This window comes from Sphingorhabdus sp. (assembly GCF_040079335.1).
Taxonomy (GTDB): domain Bacteria; phylum Pseudomonadota; class Alphaproteobacteria; order Sphingomonadales; family Sphingomonadaceae; genus Sphingorhabdus_B.
In genome coordinates this window covers 74,857-95,133 of the sequence record NZ_JBEBKL010000001.1, presented here as the reverse complement: position 1 = coordinate 95,133, position 20,277 = coordinate 74,857, and the positions used below count along the sequence as shown (strand labels likewise).

Sequence of the window (20,277 nt, the reverse complement as noted above, 5' to 3'; positions counted from 1 at the left end):
TCAGAACAAGGCTCCGGCAGCCTGCACGGCGATAGCAGTGAGCGGCGGAATGGCGAGATAGCCCAGCGGTGATACCGCCAATGCCAGGCCGCCACCGATCCATTTCAGCCCCTTGTCGTCGCTTTCAACGATTGTTCCGACCGGCTCATCAAAATACATCGTCTTGATGACCTTGAGGTAATAGAACGCGCCGACCACCGAAGCTGCGATGCCAATTATCGCCAACGGGAAAAGGCCAGCAGCAATCGCAGCATTAAAAACGACCAGCTTGCCATAAAAACCGAAAAGCGGCGGGATACCAGCAAGGCTGAACATGAAAACAGCCATGGTTGCCGCCAAAATAGGTCGGGTTTTGGAAAGCCCGGCGATGTCTGCCATGCCTTCCTTCAACTCTCCATCGCCGCCTTTCAATTGCATCAGACAGATGAATCCGCCGAGCGTCATTGCGACATAGATAACGAGGTAGATCAACATCGCCACGACACCCCATTTTGTCGCGGCGGCCAGACCGATCAGCAGAAAACCGACATTGTTGATCGAGCTATAGGCCAGCAGGCGTTTCAGGTTTTGCTGTCCGATTGCGCCGACCGCACCGATGATGATCGACATCAAGGCGACCACCATCACGATCTGTTGCCATGCCTGAACCTGGTTGCCGAATGCCTCAACCACGATGCGGATCAGGAGCACGCTTGCCGCAACCTTGGGCGCGCTTGCAAAGAAGGCGGTGACCGGGGTTGGCGCACCTTCATACACGTCCGGCGTCCACATGTGGAACGGCGCGGCGCTTATCTTGAAAGCAAGACCTGAAAGCACGAAGACCAAACCAAAGATCAGGCCCATGCTGATCTCACCGGTCATCGCGCTGCCGATGGTTTCAAAGCTGGTCGAACCGGTGAAGCCATACAGCAGCGACATGCCGAACAGCAATATGCCGCTAGCGAGCGCGCCGAGGACGAAATATTTGAGGCCAGCCTCTGCCGATCGCCCATCATTGCGCGCGAAACTGGCAAGGACATAGGCAGCAAGACTGTTGAGCTCGAGGCCGATATAGAGCGTGAGCAAGTCGGTTGCCGACACCATCACGCCCATGCCGACAGCGGCAAGGATGACGAGCACCGGATATTCGGCGCGCATCGCGCCCATTTTTTCGAGCGCCTTAGGCGCAATCATCAGCGAAATGGCCGCGGCGAAGTAGATGAGAATCTTGGCGAAGCTGCCAAAGGCATCGGCGCGGTAAAGGCCCTCAAACGCTGTAGCATCGGTTCCGGTACACAGAAAGTGCACAGCATAAGCACCCGCGCCAACAAGGGCGGCCACAGACAAGACGCTGACCAGACGACCGGCTTCCTGTCGCCACGCGGCAATCAGCAGAAGGGCAAGGCTCGAGAAACTGAGGATCAGCTCCGGACGGACCAAATAGAGCGAGGTTGAAAGGTCCATTAGTGTGCGGCCCCCTCGGCCTTTTTCTCGTATTCGCCGCCATGCGCCTGTACGCGATATTTGGCGGTCGTCTTGTCATGTTCTTTGAGCTTGCTGTCGCCTGCAGGGGCGGCACGCTCGATGCGCTCGACGATCGTTGCGACGTCGCGGCGGATCGGTGCAAGGAAGCTTTCAGGGTACACGCCCATCCACAGCACAGCCGCAGCAATCGGAGCCAAAAGCCACAATTCGCGATTGTCGAGATCGGGCATCGCGGCTGCATCGGCATTCACCTGCTCACCAAAGGCGACGCGGCGATAGAGGTAGAGCATATAACCAGCCCCAAGGATGATACCTGTCGTGGCAATCAGCGTCGCCCAGGTCGAAACCTTGTAGGCGCCTGCCAACGACAGGAATTCACCTACGAAGCCGCTGGTTCCGGGCAAACCAACGCTCGCCATCGTGAACAGCATGAAGAACAGCGCATATTTGGGCATGTTGATGCTGAGGCCGCCATAACGGCTGATCTCGCGCGTATGCAGCCGATCATAGATAACGCCAACACACAGGAAGAGCGCGCCCGAGACAAGCCCGTGGCTGAGCATCACGATGATAGCGCCTTCGATACCCTGCTGGTTGAATGTGAACAGGCCCACCGTCACAATCGCCATATGCGCGACCGACGAATAAGCGATCAGCTTCTTCATATCGTCCTGCACCAGCGCAACGAGGCTGGTGTACACTACTGCGACCATCGACAGGCCAAAGATCAGCCAGATGAACTGCGCGGATGCTTCGGGAAACATCGGCAGCGAGAAGCGCAGGAAGCCATAGCCGCCCATTTTCAACAGCACGCCGGCAAGGATCACCGAACCTGCGGTTGGTGCCTGCACGTGCGCGTCGGGTAACCAAGTATGCACCGGCCACATCGGCATCTTCACCGCGAAGGACGCGAAGAAGGCAAGCCAGAGGATAGTCTGCGCCTCAGGCGGGAAATCATGGTTGAGCAGCGTCGGGATATCCGCCGTGCCCGCCTGCTGGATCATCCACAGCATCGCCAGCAGCATGAACACCGAGCCGAGCAGCGTGTAGAGGAAGAATTTGTAAGACGCATAGATACGGTCCTTGCCGCCCCAGATGCCGATAATCAGATACATCGGGATCAAGCCGGCTTCGAACATGATGTAGAACAGCATCAAATCCTGCGCCGCGAATACGCCGATCATCAGCGTCTCCATCAGCAGGAAGCTTGCCATGTACAGGCCAACCCGCTCGGTCACCGCCCGCCAGCTTGCGCCGATGCAGATCGGCATCAGGAAGACCGAAAGCATGATGAGCAGCAGCGAGATACCGTCTATACCCAGTTTCCAGCCTATCGGACCGAATAGCTGAGCGCTTTCGACAAACTGCCACTGCGCACCCGCCGGATCGTAACTGGCCCACAGCCAGACGCCTAACAGCAGGTTGAACAAAGTTGCCGTCAGGGCAATGATGCGCGCCATTTCGGCACGGACAAACAGGCACGCCAGCGCGCCGATCATCGGCACAGCGAGCATGATCGAAAGGATGGGGAGTTCGGCGGCGTTCATCGCGCTTGCACCATAAACCAGCTGATCGCGGCGACGAGACCAAGCAGCATCACCAACGCATATGTGTAGAGATAGCCCGACTGCATGCGGACGGCGATACGGCTACCCAGACCCACGGCGGCGGCAGACCCGTTCGGGCCGAAGCGATCGATGATACCGATGTCGCCCCCCGTCCAGAACAGGCGTCCGAACCAGAAGGCAGGCTTGACGAAGATCAGGTTGTAGAGCTCGTCAAAATACCATTTGTTGAGAAAGAATTTGTACAGCGGCTCGAAATGCCCGGCCAGCGCATGCGCCGAACCCGGTTTGCGGATATACATCATCCACGCGGTTAACAGGCCGGTCAGCATCGCAACCGTCGAGGCAAGCTTCACCCACATCGGCACATTGTGCATCGCGTGGATCAGATGCTCATTGAAATAGAGCGTCGATGCGGCCCAGAAAGCCGTTCCGCCTTCTTCGGCATAGATGAAATCATATTTGAACAGATAACCGGCAGCAATCGCACCCAGCGTCAGTACGCCCAAAGGTACCAGCATCGGCCAAGGGCTTTCGTGCGGGTGATAACCGGCGGTGCCATCGTCATGCACGCCATGATGGTCATGCGCATGGTCGTCATGGCCATGATGATCGTCATGCACCGCATGCTGGATATGCTCCGACTGTGCCCAGCGCGGCTTTCCGAAGAAGGTCAGGAAGACCAAGCGCCAGCTATAGAAGCTGGTCAGCAATGCTGCAAAGACACCGATGAAGAAGGCATAACCACCCCAAGGCGCGGTCGAGGCATAGGCTGCTTCGATAATCGCGTCCTTCGAATGGAATCCCGCAAAACCGCCAATGCCGACAATGCCGACACCGGTGATGGCCAGCGTGCCCGCGGTCATCGCCCAGAAGGTCAGCGGGATGTGCTTCCGTAATCCGCCATAGTAACGCATGTCCTGTTCGTGATGCATCGCGTGGATAACGCTGCCTGCACCGAGGAACAGCAATGCCTTGAAGAAGGCGTGCGTGAACAGGTGGAACATCGCCGCGCTATAGGCACCCACGCCTGCGGCGAAGAACATATAGCCCAGCTGTGAGCAGGTCGAATAAGCGATCACGCGCTTGATATCGGTTTGGACCAAACCGACGGTAGCCGCGAAAAGTGCGGTGGTTGCGCCTACGATGGTCACGACATTCAGCGCAAACTGGCTGGTTTCGAACAGCGGCGACAGACGGCAGACCATGAATACGCCTGCGGTCACCATCGTTGCCGCGTGGATCAATGCAGAAACCGGGGTCGGCCCCTCCATTGCGTCGGGCAGCCAGGTGTGCAGGCCAAGCTGTGCCGACTTGCCCATCGCACCGATAAACAGCAGCACGCAGAGCAGGCTCATTGTATCGACGCGGAAGCCAAGGAAGCCAATGCTCGACCCGGCCTTGTCGGGCGCAGCGGCAAGGATATCGGGTATCGACACTGTGCCGAACAGCCAGAATACGCCGAAAATGCCGAGCATGAAGCCAAGGTCACCGACACGGTTGACGACAAAGGCTTTGATCGCGGCAGCGTTTGCACTGGGTTTCCTATACCAGAAACCGATCAGCAGATAGGATGCGAGGCCCACGCCTTCCCAGCCAAAGAACATCTGGACGAGGTTGTTTGCCGTCACCAGCATCAGCATCGCGAAGGTGAAGAGCGAGAGATAGGCGAAGAAGCGCGGCTGATCCGGGTCTTCCTCCATATAGCTCCAGCTATAGAGGTGAACGAGCGCAGATACGGTGGTGATCACCACCAGCATCACGGCGGTCAGCGCATCGACGCGAAATTCCCAGTCGAACTTCAGCGCGCCAGACTGCACCCATTGCATCACGGGCTCGACATAGGCTTTTTCGTTGCCGGTCATGAAGCCGAGGAAGATCGGCCAGCTGAGCGCGCAGGCCAGGAATAGCCCGCCGGTGGTGATGACCTTGGCCGCCGTCTTGCCGATGAAATTCTGCCCCAGCCCGGCGACTATGGCCGCGAGCAATGGCGCGAATACGATGATTATAATGGACGACATAAGACCGGCTTACCCCTTCATCCGGTTGACATCGTCAACGGCGATCGTGCCGCGACCACGGAAGTAAATGACGAGAATGGCAAGCCCGATGGCGGCTTCACCCGCCGCAACGGTCAAAACGAACATCGCAAATACCTGCCCCACCAGATCGCCCAAAAAGGCGCTGAAAGCGACAAGGTTGATGTTCACGCTCAACAGGATGAGCTCGATCGCCATCAGAATGATGATGACATTCTTCCGGTTGAGGAAGATGCCGAGCACGCCCATTACGAAGAGGATGCTGCTGACGACCAGATAATGTTCGATACCAATCACAGCTCTACCCCCTGCCCGACGGGCTGGTTCACATTACGCACCGCATCTTGCGGGCGGCGCTGGTTCTGGCGAGAGATGTCCTGCACAAAGATGCCCTTGCGCTGGCGGTGGGTCAGCACGATCGCGCCGATCATTGCCACAAGCAAGATCAGACCGGCAGTTTCAAACAGGAAGACATATTTGGTGTAGAGCAGCGCACCCATCGCCTCAATATTGGGCTTGTCAATAGGCGTGGCCGCTGCGACCGCATTGCCCAGTTCGACCGCCCCAGCCCGGAAAGCGCCGATGCCAAGGATCAATTCAACCACAAGCACGATGGCGAGCAATAGGCCGAGCGGCAGGTTGCTCATGAAACCGGCGCGCAGTTCGGCGAAATCGATGTCGAGCATCATCACGACGAACAGGAACAGCACCGCGACCGCGCCAACATAGACGATGACGAGCAGCATCGCGATGAATTCAGCCCCTACCAGCACCATCAGCCCGGCGGCGTTGAAGAAGGCCACGATCAGCCACAGCACGCTGTGCACCGGGTTGCGGGCAAAAATCACCATCGCTGCCGAAGCCAGCAAGATGGCTGCGAAGATATAGAAGGAAATGACCTGGATCATGCTGCGCGCCCCCTATCGATATGGCGCATCGGCGGCAAGGTTTGCGGCAATAGCGCGCTCCCATTTATCGCCATTGGAGAGAAGCTTAGCCTTGTCATACAGCAGCTCTTCACGGGTTTCGGTGGCATATTCGAAATTGGGGCCTTCGACGATGGCATCGACGGGGCATGCTTCCTGACAGAAACCGCAATAGATGCACTTGGTCATGTCGATGTCGTAGCGCGTGGTTCGCCTGGAACCATCTTCGCGCGGCTCGGCCTCGATGGTGATCGCCTGCGCCGGACACACTGCCTCACACAGTTTGCACGCAATGCAGCGTTCCTCGCCATTGGGATAGCGGCGCAGCGCATGCTCCCCGCGGAAACGCGGGGAAAGCGGGTTTTTCTCGAACGGATAATTCACTGTCGCCTTGGGCTTGAAGAAATATTGCAAGGTCAGCCAATGCGCCTTGACGAATTCCCACAGCGTGAAACTTTTGATGAGGTGGGCGATGGTGGTCATGCGAAATGCCCTGTGTACATGAGATAGCCGGAGACAATGCAGACCCACAGCAATGAAATCGGCAGGAACACTTTCCAGCCCAAGCGCATCAGCTGGTCATAGCGGTAGCGCGGCACGGTGGCTTTCACCCAGGCGAAGATGAAGAAGAAGATCCAGATCTTGGCAAACAGCCAGATGATGCCCGGCACATAATAAAGCGGCGCCCAATCGACCGGCGGTAAATATCCGCCCCAGAACAGCACCGCGTTCAGCGTGCACATCAGCAGCACGTTGGCATATTCGCCGAGCCAATAGAGCGCGAAGCTCATCGAGCTATATTCGGTCTGGTAACCGGCGACGAGTTCGCTTTCCGCCTCGGTCAGGTCAAAGGGCGCGCGCGCGGTTTCGGCCATCGCGCTGATCAGGAACATGATCGCAATCGGGAACAGCAGCGGGTTGAGGCCAAAGGCGTTCACAAAGCCCAGCACATGCCCCTTCTGCGCCTCGACAATGCCGAGCATGTTAAAGGTCTTGGCCCACAGCACCACGCAGATCAGGATGAAGCCGATCGAGACTTCATAACTGATCATCTGCGACGCCGCACGGATTGCGGAGAAGAAGGGATATTTGGAGTTTGACGCCCAGCCCGCGATGATAATGCCGTAAACCCCCAGCGAACTGATTGCGAGGATGTACAGCAGGCCGACATTGATATTGGCCAGCACCGCACCCGAATTGAACGGGATCACCGCCCAGGCCATCAGCGCGACGGTGAAGGTGATGATTGGCGCAATCAGGAACAGGCCGCGGTTAGAGGCGCTGGGGACGATGGTTTCCTGCAGAAAAACCTTCAGACCGTCGGCAAAGCTTTGCAGCACACCCCACGGGCCGACCACATTCGGGCCACGGCGCAACGCAAAGGCCGCCCATAGCTTGCGTTCGGCATAGATGATCATCGCAACGGTGAGCATCAGCAGCAGCGAGATCATCAGGATGCCTGCAAGCGTGGCAGTGAACCATGCCCATTCATAGGACATGCCGAGGGTTTGGAAAAAGGCGGTCATTCCGCAGCCTCCAGCCATTGCTGCCCGTGCACCAGTTCAGCCGAGCAACGCTGCATCGTCGGCGATGCGCGGCAAATGCTATTGGTGAGGTAAAAATCCTTGATCGGATAGTCGGCGATTTTGCCCGAAACCTTGGCGTCCAGCTTCGGTTCCACCCAGCCATAGTTGGCGAGCCCTTCCTGCCCGAGCGCAGGCACGGCATTCGCCATCGCAGCGCGCAGCTCATCGAGGCTATCAAACGGCAAACGCTTGCCCAGCACATCCGAAAGTGCGCGGAATATGGCCCAATCCTCACGCGCGTCACCCGGCGGGAAGACCGCACGTTCGCCGCGCTGGACGCGGCCTTCGAGGTTCACCCAGGTGCCCGATTTTTCCGAATAAGCGGCACCAGGCAGCACGACATCGGCGTTAGCCGCGCCATTGTCACCATGATGGCCGACATAGACTTTGAAGGTCTTAGCAAAGAGGCTGTAGTCGACCTCGTCCGCGCCGAGGAAGAAGGCCAGCTTCGGCTTTTTCGCTGCCAGCGTCTTAATACCGCCATCAAAGGCATAGCCGAGCATCAAACCACCCATGCGCGCAGCCGCGAAATGGAGGACGTTGAAGCCATTCCAGCCATCTTTGAACAGCTTGTACTTTTTGGCAAAAGCCAGCGCCGCGCCGTGCACGCCTTCATAACGCAGCGCACCGCCACCGACGATAATCGCAGGGCGTTCAGCGGTCTTCAGCGCATCGGCCAGTGCCTTGGGCGCCTTGCTTAGCGCGCCCAGATCGTCACCCAGCCATTCGACCTTATAGGTCAGGTCGGTTTCGGGGCCGATGGCAAAAACCTTCGCGCCCTTCTTACGAACAGCTTTCTGGATGCGGGTATTCACCAGCGGGGCTTCGCGGCGCAGGTCACTACCCACCAGCAGGATCACATCGGCATTTTCGATGCCCGCGATGGTGGTGTTGAAATTGACCGCAGACAGCGACGAAGTGTCATAGGCAAGGCCGGTCTGGCGGCCTTCGAGCATCGCGCCACCCGCCAGTTCGCGCGCCGCGAACATCGTTTCGCAATCGACCATATCGCCTGCGATCACGGCTGCGTCGCCAGACCAATTGGCCTTGATCGCCTCAAAGGCTTCCTGCCAGCTTGCCGCAACCAGCTTCCCGTCCTTACGAACATAGGGCTTGTCGAGGCGGCGATGGGTCAAGCCGTCCACGGCATGGCGGGTCTTGTCGTGCGCCCATTCTTCGTTGACATCTTCATTGATGCGCGGAACCGCACGCAGCACGGCCCTGCCCCGGCTGTCGAGGCGGATATTGGTGCCAACAGCGTCCATCACGTCAATCGAGGGGGTCTTTTTCAGCTCCCACGGGCGCGCGTTGAAGGCATAGGGTTTGCTCGTCAGCGCACCGACCGGGCACAGGTCGACTACATTGCCCGAAAGCTCGCTTGTCACCGCGCGTTCGAGATAGCTGGTGATCTGCATATTTTCACCACGCCCGATAGCGCCGATTTCCTCGATACCGGCCACTTCCTCGGCAAAACGGACGCAGCGGGTGCACTGGATGCAGCGGGTCATCACTGTCTTGACGATGGGGCCCATATATTTCTCGGTCACCGCACGCTTATTCTCGTCATAGCGCGATGCACCGCGACCATAGGCGACCGACTGGTCCTGCAAATCGCATTCGCCACCCTGGTCGCAAATCGGGCAATCGAGCGGGTGGTTGATGAGCAGAAACTCCATCACCCCTTCGCGCGCCTTTTTGACCATCGCGCTGTCGGTCTTGATGATCTGCCCCTCGGTCGCGGGCAGAGCACAGCTCGCCTGCGGCTTAGGCGGCCCGGGGGCAACCTCGACCAGACACATGCGGCAATTGCCCGCAATGGACAGCCGCTCATGATAGCAAAAACGCGGAATTTCCTTCCCCGCGAGCTCGCACGCCTGCAAGACAGTCGCGCCTGCCGGGACTTCAATTTCGAGGCCGTCTACGGTGACTTTAGGCATCGGCCAGACTCCCGTCGGACTGCACAATGAAGCATTTTTTTATACCGGCACCTTTAGTCAAATATACTGCGCCGCCGTTTGCTCCCGCGAACCCATAATCAGTCGTAGTCCAGATTTGCCTGCCAACGCTTTCCTCATAGCCCCATTCGAAACGAGCACGCGTTTTCATTTCGTGATCGTTTTCGAAATAATAATCACAGCGAAAAGCTTTCGGCTCAACGGTGTCCGGCAATATGTCGGCTGGCTTCGATGCCTCTAAAGCAATTTTCACCTTTTTGGTGTTTAGAGACGGCGGCCATTTTTTCCCGGCAGGGGTAAGCTCACGCTCACAAGCCGCGCGAAGACGATATACTAGCATCTCTTCAGTGCTTTCAGGCGCGTCAAATCGTGCCTTTTCAACTGGGGGTTTTGTGACAAGCCAGTTTGCAGTTGTAGTTGGCACATTCTTCCACAGACATTGCGCCCATGCATCGTCCTTCTTTCCTGCAAATGCTGGTGCTGAAACAAACAGAATAACGAGAGCGAGAATGATCTTTTTCATTCCGCCGCCTCCAGCATCCCGCCATGCTCGGCGATCCTGCGCTCAATTTCCGGACGGAAATGGCGGATAAGCCCCTGGATCGGCCAAGCCGCCGCATCGCCCAGCGCGCAGATGGTGTGGCCTTCGACCTGCTTGGTCACCTGGAACAATGTGTCGATTTCCGACACATCGGCATTGCCTTCGCGCAGCCGTTCCATCACGCGCCACATCCAGCCTGTGCCTTCGCGGCACGGCGTGCACTGGCCGCAGGACTCATGCTTGTAGAAATAGCTCAACCGCGAAATGGCGCGGACGATGTCGGTGGATTTATCCATCACGATAACAGCCGCCGTGCCAAGGCCGGAGCCGAGCGCCTTCAGCCCGTCAAAATCCATCGGCGCGTCCATGATCTGCGCGGCAGGCACCAAGGGCACCGACGAACCGCCGGGGATCACCGCGAGCAGATTGTCCCACCCGCCACGGATGCCGCCGGCATGTTTTTCAATCAGTTCACGGAAGGGAATGCTCATCGCTTCCTCAACCACGCAGGGCGTGTTCACATGGCCCGAAATCTGGAACAACTTGGTGCCCAGATTGTTCGGATTGCCGAACGAAGCAAACCATTCGGGGCCACGGCGCAAGATCGTCGGCGTGACCGAGATCGATTCCACATTGTTGACCGTGGTCGGGCAGCCATAAAGGCCTGCACCCGCCGGAAAAGGCGGTTTCAGGCGCGGCTGACCCTTCTTGCCCTCAAGGCTTTCGATCATCGCGGTTTCTTCGCCGCAGATGTACGCACCTGCGCCGCGATGGACGAAGACGTCGAAATCATAGCCCGATTTGCAGGCATTCTTGCCAATCAAGCCAGCGGCATAGGCCTCAGCCACCGCAGCCTCGAGCACCTTGGCTTCGTAGATGAACTCACCGCGGATGTAGATGTAAGCGGCCCGCGCGCGCATCGCGAAACCCGCGACCAGTGCGCCTTCGATCAGCTTGTGCGGATCATGGCGGATAATTTCGCGGTCCTTGCACGAACCGGGCTCGGATTCATCGGCATTGATGACGAGGAAATTGGGTCGTTCGGGCGTCGGTGCCTTTGGCATGAAGCTCCACTTCATCCCCGTGGGGAAGCCCGCCCCGCCGCGCCCACGCAGGCCGGAGGCCTTGATGCGCTCGATAATCTCGTCCTGCCCGATCTTGAGCAGGTTCGCGGTCTTGTCCCAATCGCCACGCTTTTGCGCAGCCTTCAGGTTCCAAGGCTGAAAGCCATGGACGTTGGTGAAGATGCGATCTTTGTCTTGAAGGCTCATTGCTCGTCTGAACCCTTCTGCTTCCGGCTGAACACGCCAAGGCCGCCAAACAGCACGCCGAGAATAATCCAGACAATCCAGTCATCGCCGTTGATGAATTTGAAGACCCCCAGGAGCAGGAAAATGATCCCTATCAGCGGAAGGCCTTTGGTCTTGGCTTGCTCCATCACCAATCCCCCCGATAGTCATGATTGGCCTTGACCATTTCCTTCAACGTCGTCGGCCCACCTTCGGGGCAGCTTGTCTGCCGATCAATCTGCGGCCCGATCTTCACTGGCTTGTCATTGGCCAGCGCCTCCAGAAGCGCACTCATGCTGTCATAGGTCAGGTCTTCGAAATTATCGTCGTTGATCTGTACCATCGGCGCGTTGGCGCAAGCGCCCAGGCATTCGACTTCGGTCAGCGTGAACAGCCCATCGGGCGTGGTCGCACCCTTCACCAGTCCGCGATTTTTGCAGGCGGCCATGACATCGTCCGACCCACGCAACATACACGGCGTGGTGCCGCACACCTGCACATGGAAACGGCCCACGGGCGCGAGGTTGTACATGGTGTAGAAGGTCGCAACCTCATAGGCGCGCATATAGGGCATGCCGAGATAGGCGGCGACATATTCGATCACCGGCACGGGCAGCCAGCCCTGCGTCTTTGTTTCCTCACCCACCTGCCGTTGCGCCAGATCAAGCAGCGCCATCACCGCCGATTGCTGACGACCAGCGGGGTAACGCGCGACATACATGTCGGCGGTCTTTTTGGTCGCCTTGGTAAAGGCAAAGCCGCCCCACTTGGCGCGGGTTTCGGCTTCGTCGGGAATGTGGGCAGCGTCGGCCATTATCGGACAAACTCCACGCGCGACACCTTGTCGCCTTCAAAACTGTAGATCGACATAACTTCGAACGGCTCGGCGGTGGCGGAGCGGAACACACGCTCGTGCAGCGCCACAAATTCGCCCAGCTCATAGCCTTTGAGGATTTCGGCACGGTTTTCCGGATATTCGGCGAACATCGCTTTCAAGCCGGAACGCGTGCCTTCCTTGCCCTCACGCAACACGGCACCGCGATAGCCCGCTTCACAGGCATCATCGGACATCAGCGCGACATAGGCGTCGGCATCCTGCGCGTTGTAATGCGCGATCATCTGCTCGGCGATGGCGAGGCGGGTAAATTTTTCAGCCATTTCGACCGATCATCCAACCCAAACGGGGCAACCGAAGTGCCAAAAAGAAGACCGCGCTGCCTACGATCGCTAACGCCAACAGTGACAGCAAATCGAAAAGCCTTTCGTCGTCGAAAATATTGATCAATGCGAACTGTAAAATTTTTGCCGATGCCAGCGCAACAACCAGGAACCCCAAACGCGCCGAAAGCCATGCAATAAATTTGGAAAGGCGCTTCACCGGTCACACTCCCCAAACACGATGTCGAGCGCGCCGATAATCGCGGTGGTGTCTGCCAGCATATGCCCCCGGCTCATAAAATCCATCGCCTGCAAATGCGAGAACGCAGTCGGGCGGATTTTGCAGCGATAGGGTTTGTTGCTGCCGTCCGACACCAGATAAACCCCAAATTCGCCCTTAGGGCTTTCGGTCGCGACATAGACCGCGCCCTCGGGTACATGGAAGCCTTCGGTGTAGAGCTTGAAGTGGTGGATGAGCGCTTCCATCGAGGCCTTCATCTCGGCGCGCTTGGGCGGAACGATTTTGCGGTCGTCGCTGCACACCGGGCCCTCGGGCATTTGGGCCAGACATTGCTTCATGATGCGGATCGACTGGCGCACTTCCTCTACACGGACCATGAAGCGATCATAGCAATCGCCGCGCGTGCCGACAGGGATGTCGAACTCCATCTTGGCATAGACATCATAAGGCTGCGACTTGCGGATATCCCAAGGGATGCCTGCGCCACGGATCATCGGGCCCGAAAAGCCCCATTTGATCGCGTCTTCCTTGCTGACAATCGCGATATCTACGTTGCGCTGCTTGAAGATGCGGTTGTCGACTACCAGCGCCATTCCGTCTTCGAACAGGCGCGGCAAACGATCATCGAGCCAGTCGCCAATATCGGTCAGCAGCTTTAGCGGCACATCCTGATGCACGCCGCCGGGGCGGAACCATGCGGTGTGCATACGCGCGCCCGACGCGCGTTCGAAAAAGGTCATGCAATCTTCGCGCGCTTCATAGAGCCACAGGCCCGGCGTCATCGCGCCCACGTCCAGCGCATGGTGCGCCAGATTGAGCAGATGGTTCGATATGCGGGTCAATTCGGCAAACAGCACGCGCAGATATTGTGCGCGCAGCGGCACTTCGAGGTTGAGCAGCTTTTCGATGGCGAGCACATAGCTATGCTCCATCGCCAATGGCGAGGCATAATCGAGCCGGTCGAAATAGGGCAAGGCCTGCAAATAGGTTTTATGTTCGATCAGCTTTTCGGTGCCGCGATGAAGCAGGCCGATATGTGGGTCGAGCCGTTCGATGATTTCGCCGTCCAGCTCCATGACAAGGCGGAGCACGCCGTGCGCTGCGGGGTGCTGCGGGCCGAAATTGATCGTATAATTCTGGATGACTTCATCGCCGGTGGTCGGCGCGAGATCTTTCTGGAGGCTCATTTGCCGGCTCCCTTCTCGTCACCGGGCAGCACATAGTCTGCGCCTTCCCAGGGCGACATGAAGTCAAAGCTGCGAAAATCTTGGGCCAGTTCGACAGCCTCATATTTCACGCGCTTTTCTTCTTCCGAATAGCGCAGCTCTACATAGCCGGTCAGCGGGAAATCCTTGCGCTGCGGATGGCCGACAAATCCATAGTCAGTCAGGATGCGGCGCAAATCGTCATTGCCCGCAAAGGTGACGCCATACATGTCGAACACTTCGCGTTCGAGCCAACCCGCCACCGGCCAGATTTCGGTTACCGACGGAACCGCTACATCTTCGTTGGTTGTCACATGCACGCGGATGCGATGGTTCTTGGTCAGGCTGAGCAGGCAGTAAACGACTTCGAAGCGCGGGTCGCGGTCTGGCCAGTCGACGCCGGCGATTTCCATCAACTGCTGATAATCGCAGGTATCGCGCAACTGCATCATCACGCCAACCAGCTTGTCGGTTTTGACATGACAGGCGATTTCACCATGCGCCTCTTCGATCGAGAGCAGGTCCTTGCCCAGCGCTTTTTTGAGCGCGGCGACCGTGCCTTTAGGCGTGGCGATAAGGGGAGCGGGACTGCTCATCGTTCAATCGTCCCTTCGCGCCGAATCTTGCGTTGCAGCTGCATGATGCCATAGAGCAGCGCTTCGGCCGTCGGCGGGCAACCGGGGACATAGATATCGACCGGAACGATGCGATCACAACCGCGCACAACGCTATAGCTGTAATGATAATAGCCCCCACCATTGGCGCAGCTGCCCATCGAAATCACATATTTCGGTTCCGACATCTGATCGTAAACCTTGCGCAGCGCCGGGGCCATTTTGTTGCACAGCGTGCCTGCGACGATCATCACATCCGACTGACGCGGGCTTGCGCGCGGGGCGATACCGAAGCGCTCAAAGTCATAACGCGGCATATAGCCGTGGATCATCTCGACCGCGCAGCAAGCGAGACCAAAGGTCATCGGCCACAGCGAGCCGGTGCGCGCCCAGGTGAACAGATCCTCGGTTGAGGTGACGACAAAGCCCTTGTCATTGACCTCTTCAGACAAGTCTTTGACAAAATCCGTATCGGCAGGAACGCCGCCTGCCGGTGCTGTTTCGATCACTCCCATTCGAGCGCTCCCACTTTCCAGGCATAGATGAAGCCGATTACCAGTTCGAACAGGAACAACATCATCGTGCCCCAGCCCACCCAACCGGTATCGCCAAGGCTGACGGCCCAGGGGAAGAGGAAAGCGGCTTCAAGGTCGAAGATGATGAACAGGATCGCGACGAGGTAGAAGCGGACGTCGAACTGGCTGCGCGAATCCTCAAATGCGGGGAAACCGCATTCATATTCGGCGAGCTTCGCCTCGGTCGGCTGATGCGCACCGGTGAGGCGCGAAACCGCCATTGGCAGAAACACGAAAAGGCTCGATAATCCCAGTGCGACGACCAGGAAAAGGAGTATCGGCAGATATTGCGACAGATCGGTCAAAACGGACTCGCTTCAGGCCTGAATTGGCGCGCTTTTAGGGGTGATTGTGCACCGCCGCAAGGGGCGGACACGGCTTTTTTCCACCGTTATTTGTATTATTTGAGCGCCCCGACCAGAAGCTTGTGCAAGCGGCTGTGCAACTGGTCGTTTCCGGCCAGCAATTGGGCATCGGCAATAGCAGGTGAACGCCCGCGATAGTCGGTCACAAAACCACCTGCTTCACGTACGATCAGGCAGCCTGCAGCCGTATCCCAAGGTGACAATCCGCTTTCCCAGAAACCGTCATAGCGACCAGCGGCCAGCCAGGCCAGATCGAGGCTGGCTGCACCAAAACGGCGGATGCCGGCAACCTCCGGGGCGATAGCGGCGTAGATTTTGCCCCATTCCTCAATATCACCATGTCCCTTGAACGGAACGCCGGTCGCGACCAACGCCTCGCTCAACTTGCGACGTGCCGAAACGCGAAGTCGCTTGTGGCCTAGGAAAGCACCCTTCCCTCTTTCAGCCCAAAAGCTTTCGTCGGTAATCGGGTTATAGACCAGCCCCATATAGAGATCGCCCCAGCCCGAACCATCGGGCTTGGGATCCTGCACCGCGATCGAAATCGCAAAATGCGGAATGCCGTGGAGGAAGTTGCTGGTGCCATCGAGCGGATCGACTATGAAACGCGGCTTGCCCTCTTTTCCGGCAATCTCGCCGGTTTCTTCCATAAGGAAGCCCCAGTCGGGCCGCGCATTTTCAAGCTCGCGGAAGATTGTGTCTTCGGCCTTTTGATCCGCTTTGGTTACAAAATCGGCAGGCCCCTTCATCGACACTTGCAATTGTTCGATTTCGCTAAAGTCACGGCGCAACTTGCTACCCGCCTTGCGGGCAGCTTTTTCCATGACGGACATCAGGCCTGATAGCGCTGGCATTAGTCAGCCTTCCGCACATATTCCCGTTCGTAAACGTCAACGACGATGCGCGTGCCCGAGCTGATGAACGGCGGCACCATCACGCGCACGCCATTATCGAGAATGGCAGGCTTGTAGCTGGAAGACGCGGTTTGGCCTTTGACGACGGCATCGGCCTCAACAATCGTAGCTTCGATTGTGTCGGGCAAGGCGACAGAAAGCGCCTCATCTTCATACATTTCCATGACGACATCCATGCCGTCCTGAAGGAAGGCAGCTGCGTCACCCAGCAAGTCGGTGGGCAAGGTCACCTGATCATAGGTTTCCTTATCCATGAAAACCAGATTATCGCCTTCGGCATACAGATATTGAAAATCTTTCTGGTCAAGTCGAACGCGCTCAACAGTTTCGGCCGAACGAAAACGGACATTGTTCTTGCGGCCATCGCGGAGGTTCTTGAGTTCAACCTGCATATAAGCGCCACCCTTGCCGGGCTGCGTATGCTGGATCTTGACCGCACGCCAGATGCCGCCTTCATATTCGATGATATTGCCCGGACGAATTTCGACGCCGCTGATTTTCATGAGAACACTCGCTTGACAGTTGGAAAGAGCAAGGGGCGCTGCGCACCCCGTTGGCCGCGGCCTTTAGCGGGGCGAGGCTGATTAGGCAAGAAGAGCGTTGAAAGCCTTTACCGCCGCTGCCGGTCCTTCCGAATGGTTCCAGACGGCACCACTGACCGCGATGAAATCAGCGCCCGCATCGACAACGGCTTTGGCGTTATCCAGTGTGATCCCGCCAATAGCTACACAGGGCACTTCGGTAAATTGCGACCACATCTCGAGCGTTTCCAGATCGGCGTGATGCTTCACCTCTTTAGTCGTCGTCGGGAAAAACGCGCCGAACGCGACATAGTCGGCCCCGCCTTCTGCCGCCTCCATCGCCAGATGGCGGCTGTTGTGGCAAGTGACGCCTATCTGCGCGTCGCGGCCCAGTTCCTCGCGCGCTTCTGCAGGGTCGCCATCCTCTTGCCCCAGATGCACGCCATCCGCCTTGATCCGTTTGGCCAGCGCTATGCTGTCATTGACGATGAAGGCGACGTCATACCTGGCACAGATTTCCTGCATCGGCGCCGCCAGACGGGCGGCTTCATGCTGGTCAATATCCTTCACCCGAAACTGAAAGGCAGCGACAGGTCCGGCAGATAAAGCCGCTTCGAGTTGCGACGGAAAGTCACCGTCAACATTCAATGGAGAAATCAGATAAAGTTGGCAGGCAGGTCTGGTCATATTCGGTTCATAGCGGTGTCGGCAATTCGCTGTAAATGCAAATGCGTACCTTCACCGCTCTCCTGTCGTTTCCGATCCTTGCGGGCTGCATCTCCTTACCCATCGCACAATCTCAAGACCCGTCGAACGCCCGTATCGGGCAGGCAGTCTATGTCGACGGCCCAGTTATAAAGCCTGTCGCGGTCATCGAAGACAGCCGCTGTCCTGCCGAGGTGCAGTGCGTCTGGCCTGGACGGGTTCGGATCAAGGCGCTGTGGATGCGCGCGGATGGACCTAGAGAATTGCTGCTCGCCAGCGACCAACCAATGGCGGTTGCTGACGGCATGATGACACTTTCCGAGGTCCGCCCCGTCCGCCCGAAAAATGGCAAGATCGACGCGAGCAAATACCGCTTCAGCCTCAGCTTTGCGGGTGGTTTGTAGTAACGCTGTTCTTCGCGTTGCCAATCAAGCAATCGAGGCTTTGTAGATCGCTTCGATGGCTTCATCGAGCGAGGCGTCAAATTCATCATCGCTCATCTGGTGACGCAAATCTTCAAGCAGCGCGCGGCTGAAAGACGCAATGATTCCCCTGTTTTTCCCGAGTTCGACACAGGCTTCCGGGCGCTTATAGCCACCAGAAAGTGCAACCACGCGCAGCACTTTGGGGTGCTGCTCCAAAGCATCAAATTTGCCCGCTTCAACCGGCAGCGACAGCTTGAGCATCACCTGCTGGTCCGCGCCCAGCGCGTCAAGCTGCTTCAGTGTTTCTTCGAGCAGGATCGCGTCGCAATCGGCACGGGTTTCGCTCTTGATGTTAACTTCGGGCTCGATCATCGGCATCATGCCGTGTGACAGTACCTGCTGCCCGACCTCAAACTGCTGCGCGACGATGGCAGCAATGCCATCGCGGTTGGCCGAATTAATAACCGAACGTTCTTTGGTCCCAAACACGCCCAGCGCCTTTGAACGTACGAGCAGATCATCCAGTTCCGGCATCGGCTTCATCATCTGCACGCCCCCGAACCCACCAAATCCTTCGTCTTCGAGGCCTTTGTCGATCTTGATGAAGGGCACCACGCCTTTTTCGACTAGCGCCGCGGGGGTCGGCTTGCCGTTGACCGAGCCATCCATTGTGCGTTCAAACAGGATCGCACCAATCACGCGGTCACCAGTAAACGCCGTCGACCGGATGATCCGTGACCGCATATCGTGGATCAGGCCGAACATTTCCTCATCATTGCTCCACGCACCTTCTTCGATACCATAACCTTTGAGCGCCTTAGGCGTCGAACCACCACTCTGGTCGAGTGCGGCAATAAAGCCCTGTCCGGCGGCAATCTTGGCGTTCATGTCAGCGGTGTTCATGGGAGCTCCCTGTTTGTGCATACGTATGTCGCGGCGGCCATTAGCGTTCCATCGCGCAAGTCGCAACCGCTCTATTGGTAAAATTCAGGCTGTTGTTTCGAGCGCTTTCACGCCGGGCAATATCTTGCCTTCCATCCATTCAAGGAAGGCACCGCCTGCAGTCGAAATGAAGGTGAAGTCTTGCGTCACGCCCGCATGCGCCAATGCCGCAACGGTGTCTCCGCCACCTGCAACCGAGACCAGCGAACCTTCCTTGGTGAGCGCGGCAGCCGTGCGAGCCAGCGAAACCGTAGCAGCGTCAAAGGGTTCAATTTCGAATGCACCCATAGGGCCGTTCCAGACCAAGGTGCGGCAATTCTTCAAAACATCGGCCAAAGCCTCAACCGCAGCGGGGCCAACGTCGAGAATCATCTCATCCTCTGCCACTTCATGGACATTGACCGTACGCACGGGCGGATTGGCGCGGAATTCTGTGGCGACAACGACGTCATAAGGCAAATGCACCGTGCAACCGGCAGCATCCGCCGCATCCAAAATGGCATTGGCGGTATCGGCCAGATCATGCTCGCACAGCGACTTGCCGACATTCACCCCGCGCGCGGCGAGGAAGGTGTTGGCCATGCCGCCACCGATGATCAAATGATCGACTTTGGTGACCAGATTGTTGAGGACATCAAGCTTGGAAGACACCTTTGCTCCACCAACCACCGCGGCCACCGGATGCTCGGGCGCGCCCAATGCGGCTTCCAGAGCCTTGAGTTCAGCCTCCATCGAACGACCGGCATATGACGGAAGCAGATGCGCCAGACCTTCGGTGGTCACATGCGCACGGTGGGCTGCCGAAAAGGCATCGTTGACATAGAGATCGCCATTGGCGGCAATTGCCTTCGCCAGTTCGGGATCGTTCTTTTCCTCACCCGCCCAGAAACGGCTGTTCTCGAGCAGTGCGACATCACCATTCGAGAGGATCGAAAGCGATTGCGCAACAACATCGCCATAGATTTCAGGAACGAACATGATTTCGCGTCCCAAAACTTCCTGCAACGCATCCAGCGTCATCGACACCGACATTTCGCTGTGCTTTTGCCCCTTGGGACGGCCAAAATGCGCTAGCAACAGCACCTTGGCACCCTTGGCCGACAGTTCGTTCACGGTCGGCGCAAGCGCGTGCATACGGGTCAGATCGGTAACGCGGCCTTCCGCCATCGGTACGTTCAGGTCGACACGCACCAATGCACATTTGCCGGTGAGGTCGCCGAGGTCGTCGAGGGTGCGAAAGGCCATGA

24 protein-coding genes are annotated in these 20,277 nt (G+C 57.8%); 1 reads left to right on the top strand and 23 read right to left on the bottom strand.

Annotation, left to right across the window (positions count from 1 at the left end; all coding sequences use genetic code 11):
• The 21 genes from nuoN to thiE form a co-directional block, all read right to left on the bottom strand.
• Positions 1-1,443, bottom strand: coding sequence for an NADH-quinone oxidoreductase subunit NuoN (gene nuoN / locus ABL922_RS00440; protein ID WP_349022230.1), 1,443 nt, complete (start codon positions 1,441-1,443; stop codon positions 1-3).
• Positions 1,443-3,011: an NADH-quinone oxidoreductase subunit M gene (locus ABL922_RS00435; RefSeq protein ID WP_349022229.1), complete on the bottom strand. Its 1,569-nt coding sequence runs from the start codon at positions 3,009-3,011 to the stop codon at positions 1,443-1,445. Before ABL922_RS00435 ends, nuoN begins: the two co-directional genes overlap by 1 nt.
• On the bottom strand, positions 3,008-5,050 hold the full coding sequence (gene nuoL, locus ABL922_RS00430; protein WP_349022228.1) for an NADH-quinone oxidoreductase subunit L: 2,043 nt from the start codon (positions 5,048-5,050) through the stop codon (positions 3,008-3,010). Before nuoL ends, ABL922_RS00435 begins: the two co-directional genes overlap by 4 nt.
• A 9-nt stretch (positions 5,051-5,059) precedes the next feature.
• Positions 5,060-5,365, bottom strand: coding sequence for an NADH-quinone oxidoreductase subunit NuoK (nuoK, locus tag ABL922_RS00425; protein WP_115548499.1), 306 nt, complete (start codon positions 5,363-5,365; stop codon positions 5,060-5,062).
• A complete protein-coding gene (locus ABL922_RS00420) occupies positions 5,362-5,976 on the bottom strand; it encodes an NADH-quinone oxidoreductase subunit J (protein WP_349022227.1) in 615 nt (204 codons plus the stop codon). Before ABL922_RS00420 ends, nuoK begins: the two co-directional genes overlap by 4 nt.
• 12 nt (positions 5,977-5,988) lie before the next feature.
• Entirely contained in the window at positions 5,989-6,477 is a 489-nt protein-coding gene (nuoI, locus tag ABL922_RS00415; protein ID WP_349022226.1) for an NADH-quinone oxidoreductase subunit NuoI, read from the bottom strand.
• The gene (nuoH, locus tag ABL922_RS00410; RefSeq protein ID WP_349022225.1) at positions 6,474-7,520 is read right to left on the bottom strand and encodes an NADH-quinone oxidoreductase subunit NuoH; all 1,047 of its coding nucleotides are present in this window, start codon (positions 7,518-7,520) and stop codon (positions 6,474-6,476) included. Before nuoH ends, nuoI begins: the two co-directional genes overlap by 4 nt.
• The gene (gene nuoG / locus ABL922_RS00405; protein ID WP_349022224.1) at positions 7,517-9,517 is read right to left on the bottom strand and encodes an NADH-quinone oxidoreductase subunit NuoG; all 2,001 of its coding nucleotides are present in this window, start codon (positions 9,515-9,517) and stop codon (positions 7,517-7,519) included. Before nuoG ends, nuoH begins: the two co-directional genes overlap by 4 nt.
• On the bottom strand, positions 9,510-10,058 hold the full coding sequence (locus ABL922_RS00400; RefSeq protein WP_349022223.1) for a hypothetical protein: 549 nt from the start codon (positions 10,056-10,058) through the stop codon (positions 9,510-9,512). Before ABL922_RS00400 ends, nuoG begins: the two co-directional genes overlap by 8 nt.
• On the bottom strand, positions 10,055-11,347 hold the full coding sequence (nuoF, locus tag ABL922_RS00395) for an NADH-quinone oxidoreductase subunit NuoF (RefSeq protein ID WP_349022222.1): 1,293 nt from the start codon (positions 11,345-11,347) through the stop codon (positions 10,055-10,057). Before nuoF ends, ABL922_RS00400 begins: the two co-directional genes overlap by 4 nt.
• A complete protein-coding gene (locus ABL922_RS00390) occupies positions 11,344-11,514 on the bottom strand; it encodes a hypothetical protein (RefSeq protein WP_349022221.1) in 171 nt (56 codons plus the stop codon). Before ABL922_RS00390 ends, nuoF begins: the two co-directional genes overlap by 4 nt.
• A complete protein-coding gene (locus ABL922_RS00385; RefSeq protein ID WP_349022220.1) occupies positions 11,514-12,179 on the bottom strand; it encodes an NAD(P)H-dependent oxidoreductase subunit E in 666 nt (221 codons plus the stop codon). The genes ABL922_RS00390 and ABL922_RS00385 overlap by 1 nt, the downstream gene beginning before the upstream one ends.
• Positions 12,179-12,523: a nuclear transport factor 2 family protein gene (locus tag ABL922_RS00380; protein ID WP_349022219.1), complete on the bottom strand. Its 345-nt coding sequence runs from the start codon at positions 12,521-12,523 to the stop codon at positions 12,179-12,181. Before ABL922_RS00380 ends, ABL922_RS00385 begins: the two co-directional genes overlap by 1 nt.
• Positions 12,516-12,743 carry a hypothetical protein gene (locus ABL922_RS00375; RefSeq protein ID WP_349022218.1) on the bottom strand — a complete coding sequence of 76 codons (228 nt, stop codon included), beginning with the start codon at positions 12,741-12,743 and terminating at the stop codon, positions 12,516-12,518. Before ABL922_RS00375 ends, ABL922_RS00380 begins: the two co-directional genes overlap by 8 nt.
• Positions 12,740-13,951 carry an NADH-quinone oxidoreductase subunit D gene (locus ABL922_RS00370; RefSeq protein ID WP_349022217.1) on the bottom strand — a complete coding sequence of 404 codons (1,212 nt, stop codon included), beginning with the start codon at positions 13,949-13,951 and terminating at the stop codon, positions 12,740-12,742. The genes ABL922_RS00375 and ABL922_RS00370 overlap by 4 nt, the downstream gene beginning before the upstream one ends.
• Entirely contained in the window at positions 13,948-14,565 is a 618-nt protein-coding gene (locus ABL922_RS00365; protein ID WP_349022216.1) for an NADH-quinone oxidoreductase subunit C, read from the bottom strand. Before ABL922_RS00365 ends, ABL922_RS00370 begins: the two co-directional genes overlap by 4 nt.
• On the bottom strand, positions 14,562-15,098 hold the full coding sequence (locus ABL922_RS00360) for an NADH-quinone oxidoreductase subunit B family protein (protein ID WP_324336807.1): 537 nt from the start codon (positions 15,096-15,098) through the stop codon (positions 14,562-14,564). The genes ABL922_RS00365 and ABL922_RS00360 overlap by 4 nt, the downstream gene beginning before the upstream one ends.
• Positions 15,089-15,463, bottom strand: a complete 375-nt coding sequence (ndhC, locus tag ABL922_RS00355; RefSeq protein ID WP_349022215.1) for an NADH-quinone oxidoreductase subunit A — start codon at positions 15,461-15,463, stop codon at positions 15,089-15,091. Before ndhC ends, ABL922_RS00360 begins: the two co-directional genes overlap by 10 nt.
• A gap of 95 nt (positions 15,464-15,558) precedes the next feature.
• On the bottom strand, positions 15,559-16,377 hold the full coding sequence (locus tag ABL922_RS00350; protein WP_115548512.1) for an inositol monophosphatase family protein: 819 nt from the start codon (positions 16,375-16,377) through the stop codon (positions 15,559-15,561).
• Entirely contained in the window at positions 16,377-16,940 is a 564-nt protein-coding gene (gene efp / locus ABL922_RS00345) for an elongation factor P (RefSeq protein WP_349022214.1), read from the bottom strand. Before efp ends, ABL922_RS00350 begins: the two co-directional genes overlap by 1 nt.
• 81 nt (positions 16,941-17,021) lie before the next feature.
• On the bottom strand, positions 17,022-17,645 hold the full coding sequence (gene thiE / locus ABL922_RS00340; protein ID WP_349022213.1) for a thiamine phosphate synthase: 624 nt from the start codon (positions 17,643-17,645) through the stop codon (positions 17,022-17,024).
• Between the two features lie 41 nt (positions 17,646-17,686).
• Here thiE and ABL922_RS00335 point away from each other — a divergent pair, with 41 nt between their 5' ends.
• Positions 17,687-18,067 carry a hypothetical protein gene (locus ABL922_RS00335; protein WP_349022212.1) on the top strand — a complete coding sequence of 127 codons (381 nt, stop codon included), beginning with the start codon at positions 17,687-17,689 and terminating at the stop codon, positions 18,065-18,067.
• Positions 18,068-18,091: 24 nt separating this feature from the next.
• On the opposite strand, the gene ABL922_RS00330 is transcribed toward ABL922_RS00335, so the two are convergent.
• Positions 18,092-18,991: a fructose bisphosphate aldolase gene (locus ABL922_RS00330; RefSeq protein ID WP_349022211.1), complete on the bottom strand. Its 900-nt coding sequence runs from the start codon at positions 18,989-18,991 to the stop codon at positions 18,092-18,094.
• An 84-nt stretch (positions 18,992-19,075) separates the two neighbouring features.
• The gene (locus ABL922_RS00325; protein ID WP_349022210.1) at positions 19,076-20,275 is read right to left on the bottom strand and encodes a phosphoglycerate kinase; all 1,200 of its coding nucleotides are present in this window, start codon (positions 20,273-20,275) and stop codon (positions 19,076-19,078) included.
• Between the last annotated feature and the right edge of the window lie 2 nt (positions 20,276-20,277).

Coding starts and splice junctions, on each gene's coding strand:
- nuoN (WP_349022230.1), bottom strand. CDS start 1,443: ATGGACCTTTCAACCTCGCTCTATTTGGTCCGTCCGGAGCTGATCCTC.
- ABL922_RS00435 (WP_349022229.1), bottom strand. CDS start 3,011: ATGAACGCCGCCGAACTCCCCATCCTTTCGATCATGCTCGCTGTGCCG.
- nuoL (WP_349022228.1), bottom strand. CDS start 5,050: ATGTCGTCCATTATAATCATCGTATTCGCGCCATTGCTCGCGGCCATA.
- ABL922_RS00420 (WP_349022227.1), bottom strand. CDS start 5,976: ATGATCCAGGTCATTTCCTTCTATATCTTCGCAGCCATCTTGCTGGCT.
- nuoI (WP_349022226.1), bottom strand. CDS start 6,477: ATGACCACCATCGCCCACCTCATCAAAAGTTTCACGCTGTGGGAATTC.
- nuoH (WP_349022225.1), bottom strand. CDS start 7,520: ATGACCGCCTTTTTCCAAACCCTCGGCATGTCCTATGAATGGGCATGG.
- nuoG (WP_349022224.1), bottom strand. CDS start 9,517: ATGCCTAAAGTCACCGTAGACGGCCTCGAAATTGAAGTCCCGGCAGGC.
- ABL922_RS00400 (WP_349022223.1), bottom strand. CDS start 10,058: ATGAAAAAGATCATTCTCGCTCTCGTTATTCTGTTTGTTTCAGCACCA.
- nuoF (WP_349022222.1), bottom strand. CDS start 11,347: ATGAGCCTTCAAGACAAAGATCGCATCTTCACCAACGTCCATGGCTTT.
- ABL922_RS00390 (WP_349022221.1), bottom strand. CDS start 11,514: ATGGAGCAAGCCAAGACCAAAGGCCTTCCGCTGATAGGGATCATTTTC.
- ABL922_RS00385 (WP_349022220.1), bottom strand. CDS start 12,179: ATGGCCGACGCTGCCCACATTCCCGACGAAGCCGAAACCCGCGCCAAG.
- ABL922_RS00380 (WP_349022219.1), bottom strand. CDS start 12,523: ATGGCTGAAAAATTTACCCGCCTCGCCATCGCCGAGCAGATGATCGCG.
- ABL922_RS00370 (WP_349022217.1), bottom strand. CDS start 13,951: ATGAGCCTCCAGAAAGATCTCGCGCCGACCACCGGCGATGAAGTCATC.
- ABL922_RS00365 (WP_349022216.1), bottom strand. CDS start 14,565: ATGAGCAGTCCCGCTCCCCTTATCGCCACGCCTAAAGGCACGGTCGCC.
- ABL922_RS00360 (WP_324336807.1), bottom strand. CDS start 15,098: ATGGGAGTGATCGAAACAGCACCGGCAGGCGGCGTTCCTGCCGATACG.
- ABL922_RS00350 (WP_115548512.1), bottom strand. CDS start 16,377: ATGCCAGCGCTATCAGGCCTGATGTCCGTCATGGAAAAAGCTGCCCGC.
- efp (WP_349022214.1), bottom strand. CDS start 16,940: ATGAAAATCAGCGGCGTCGAAATTCGTCCGGGCAATATCATCGAATAT.
- thiE (WP_349022213.1), bottom strand. CDS start 17,645: ATGACCAGACCTGCCTGCCAACTTTATCTGATTTCTCCATTGAATGTT.
- ABL922_RS00335 (WP_349022212.1), top strand. CDS start 17,687: ATGCGTACCTTCACCGCTCTCCTGTCGTTTCCGATCCTTGCGGGCTGC.
- ABL922_RS00330 (WP_349022211.1), bottom strand. CDS start 18,991: ATGAACACCGCTGACATGAACGCCAAGATTGCCGCCGGACAGGGCTTT.
- ABL922_RS00325 (WP_349022210.1), bottom strand. CDS start 20,275: ATGGCCTTTCGCACCCTCGACGACCTCGGCGACCTCACCGGCAAATGT.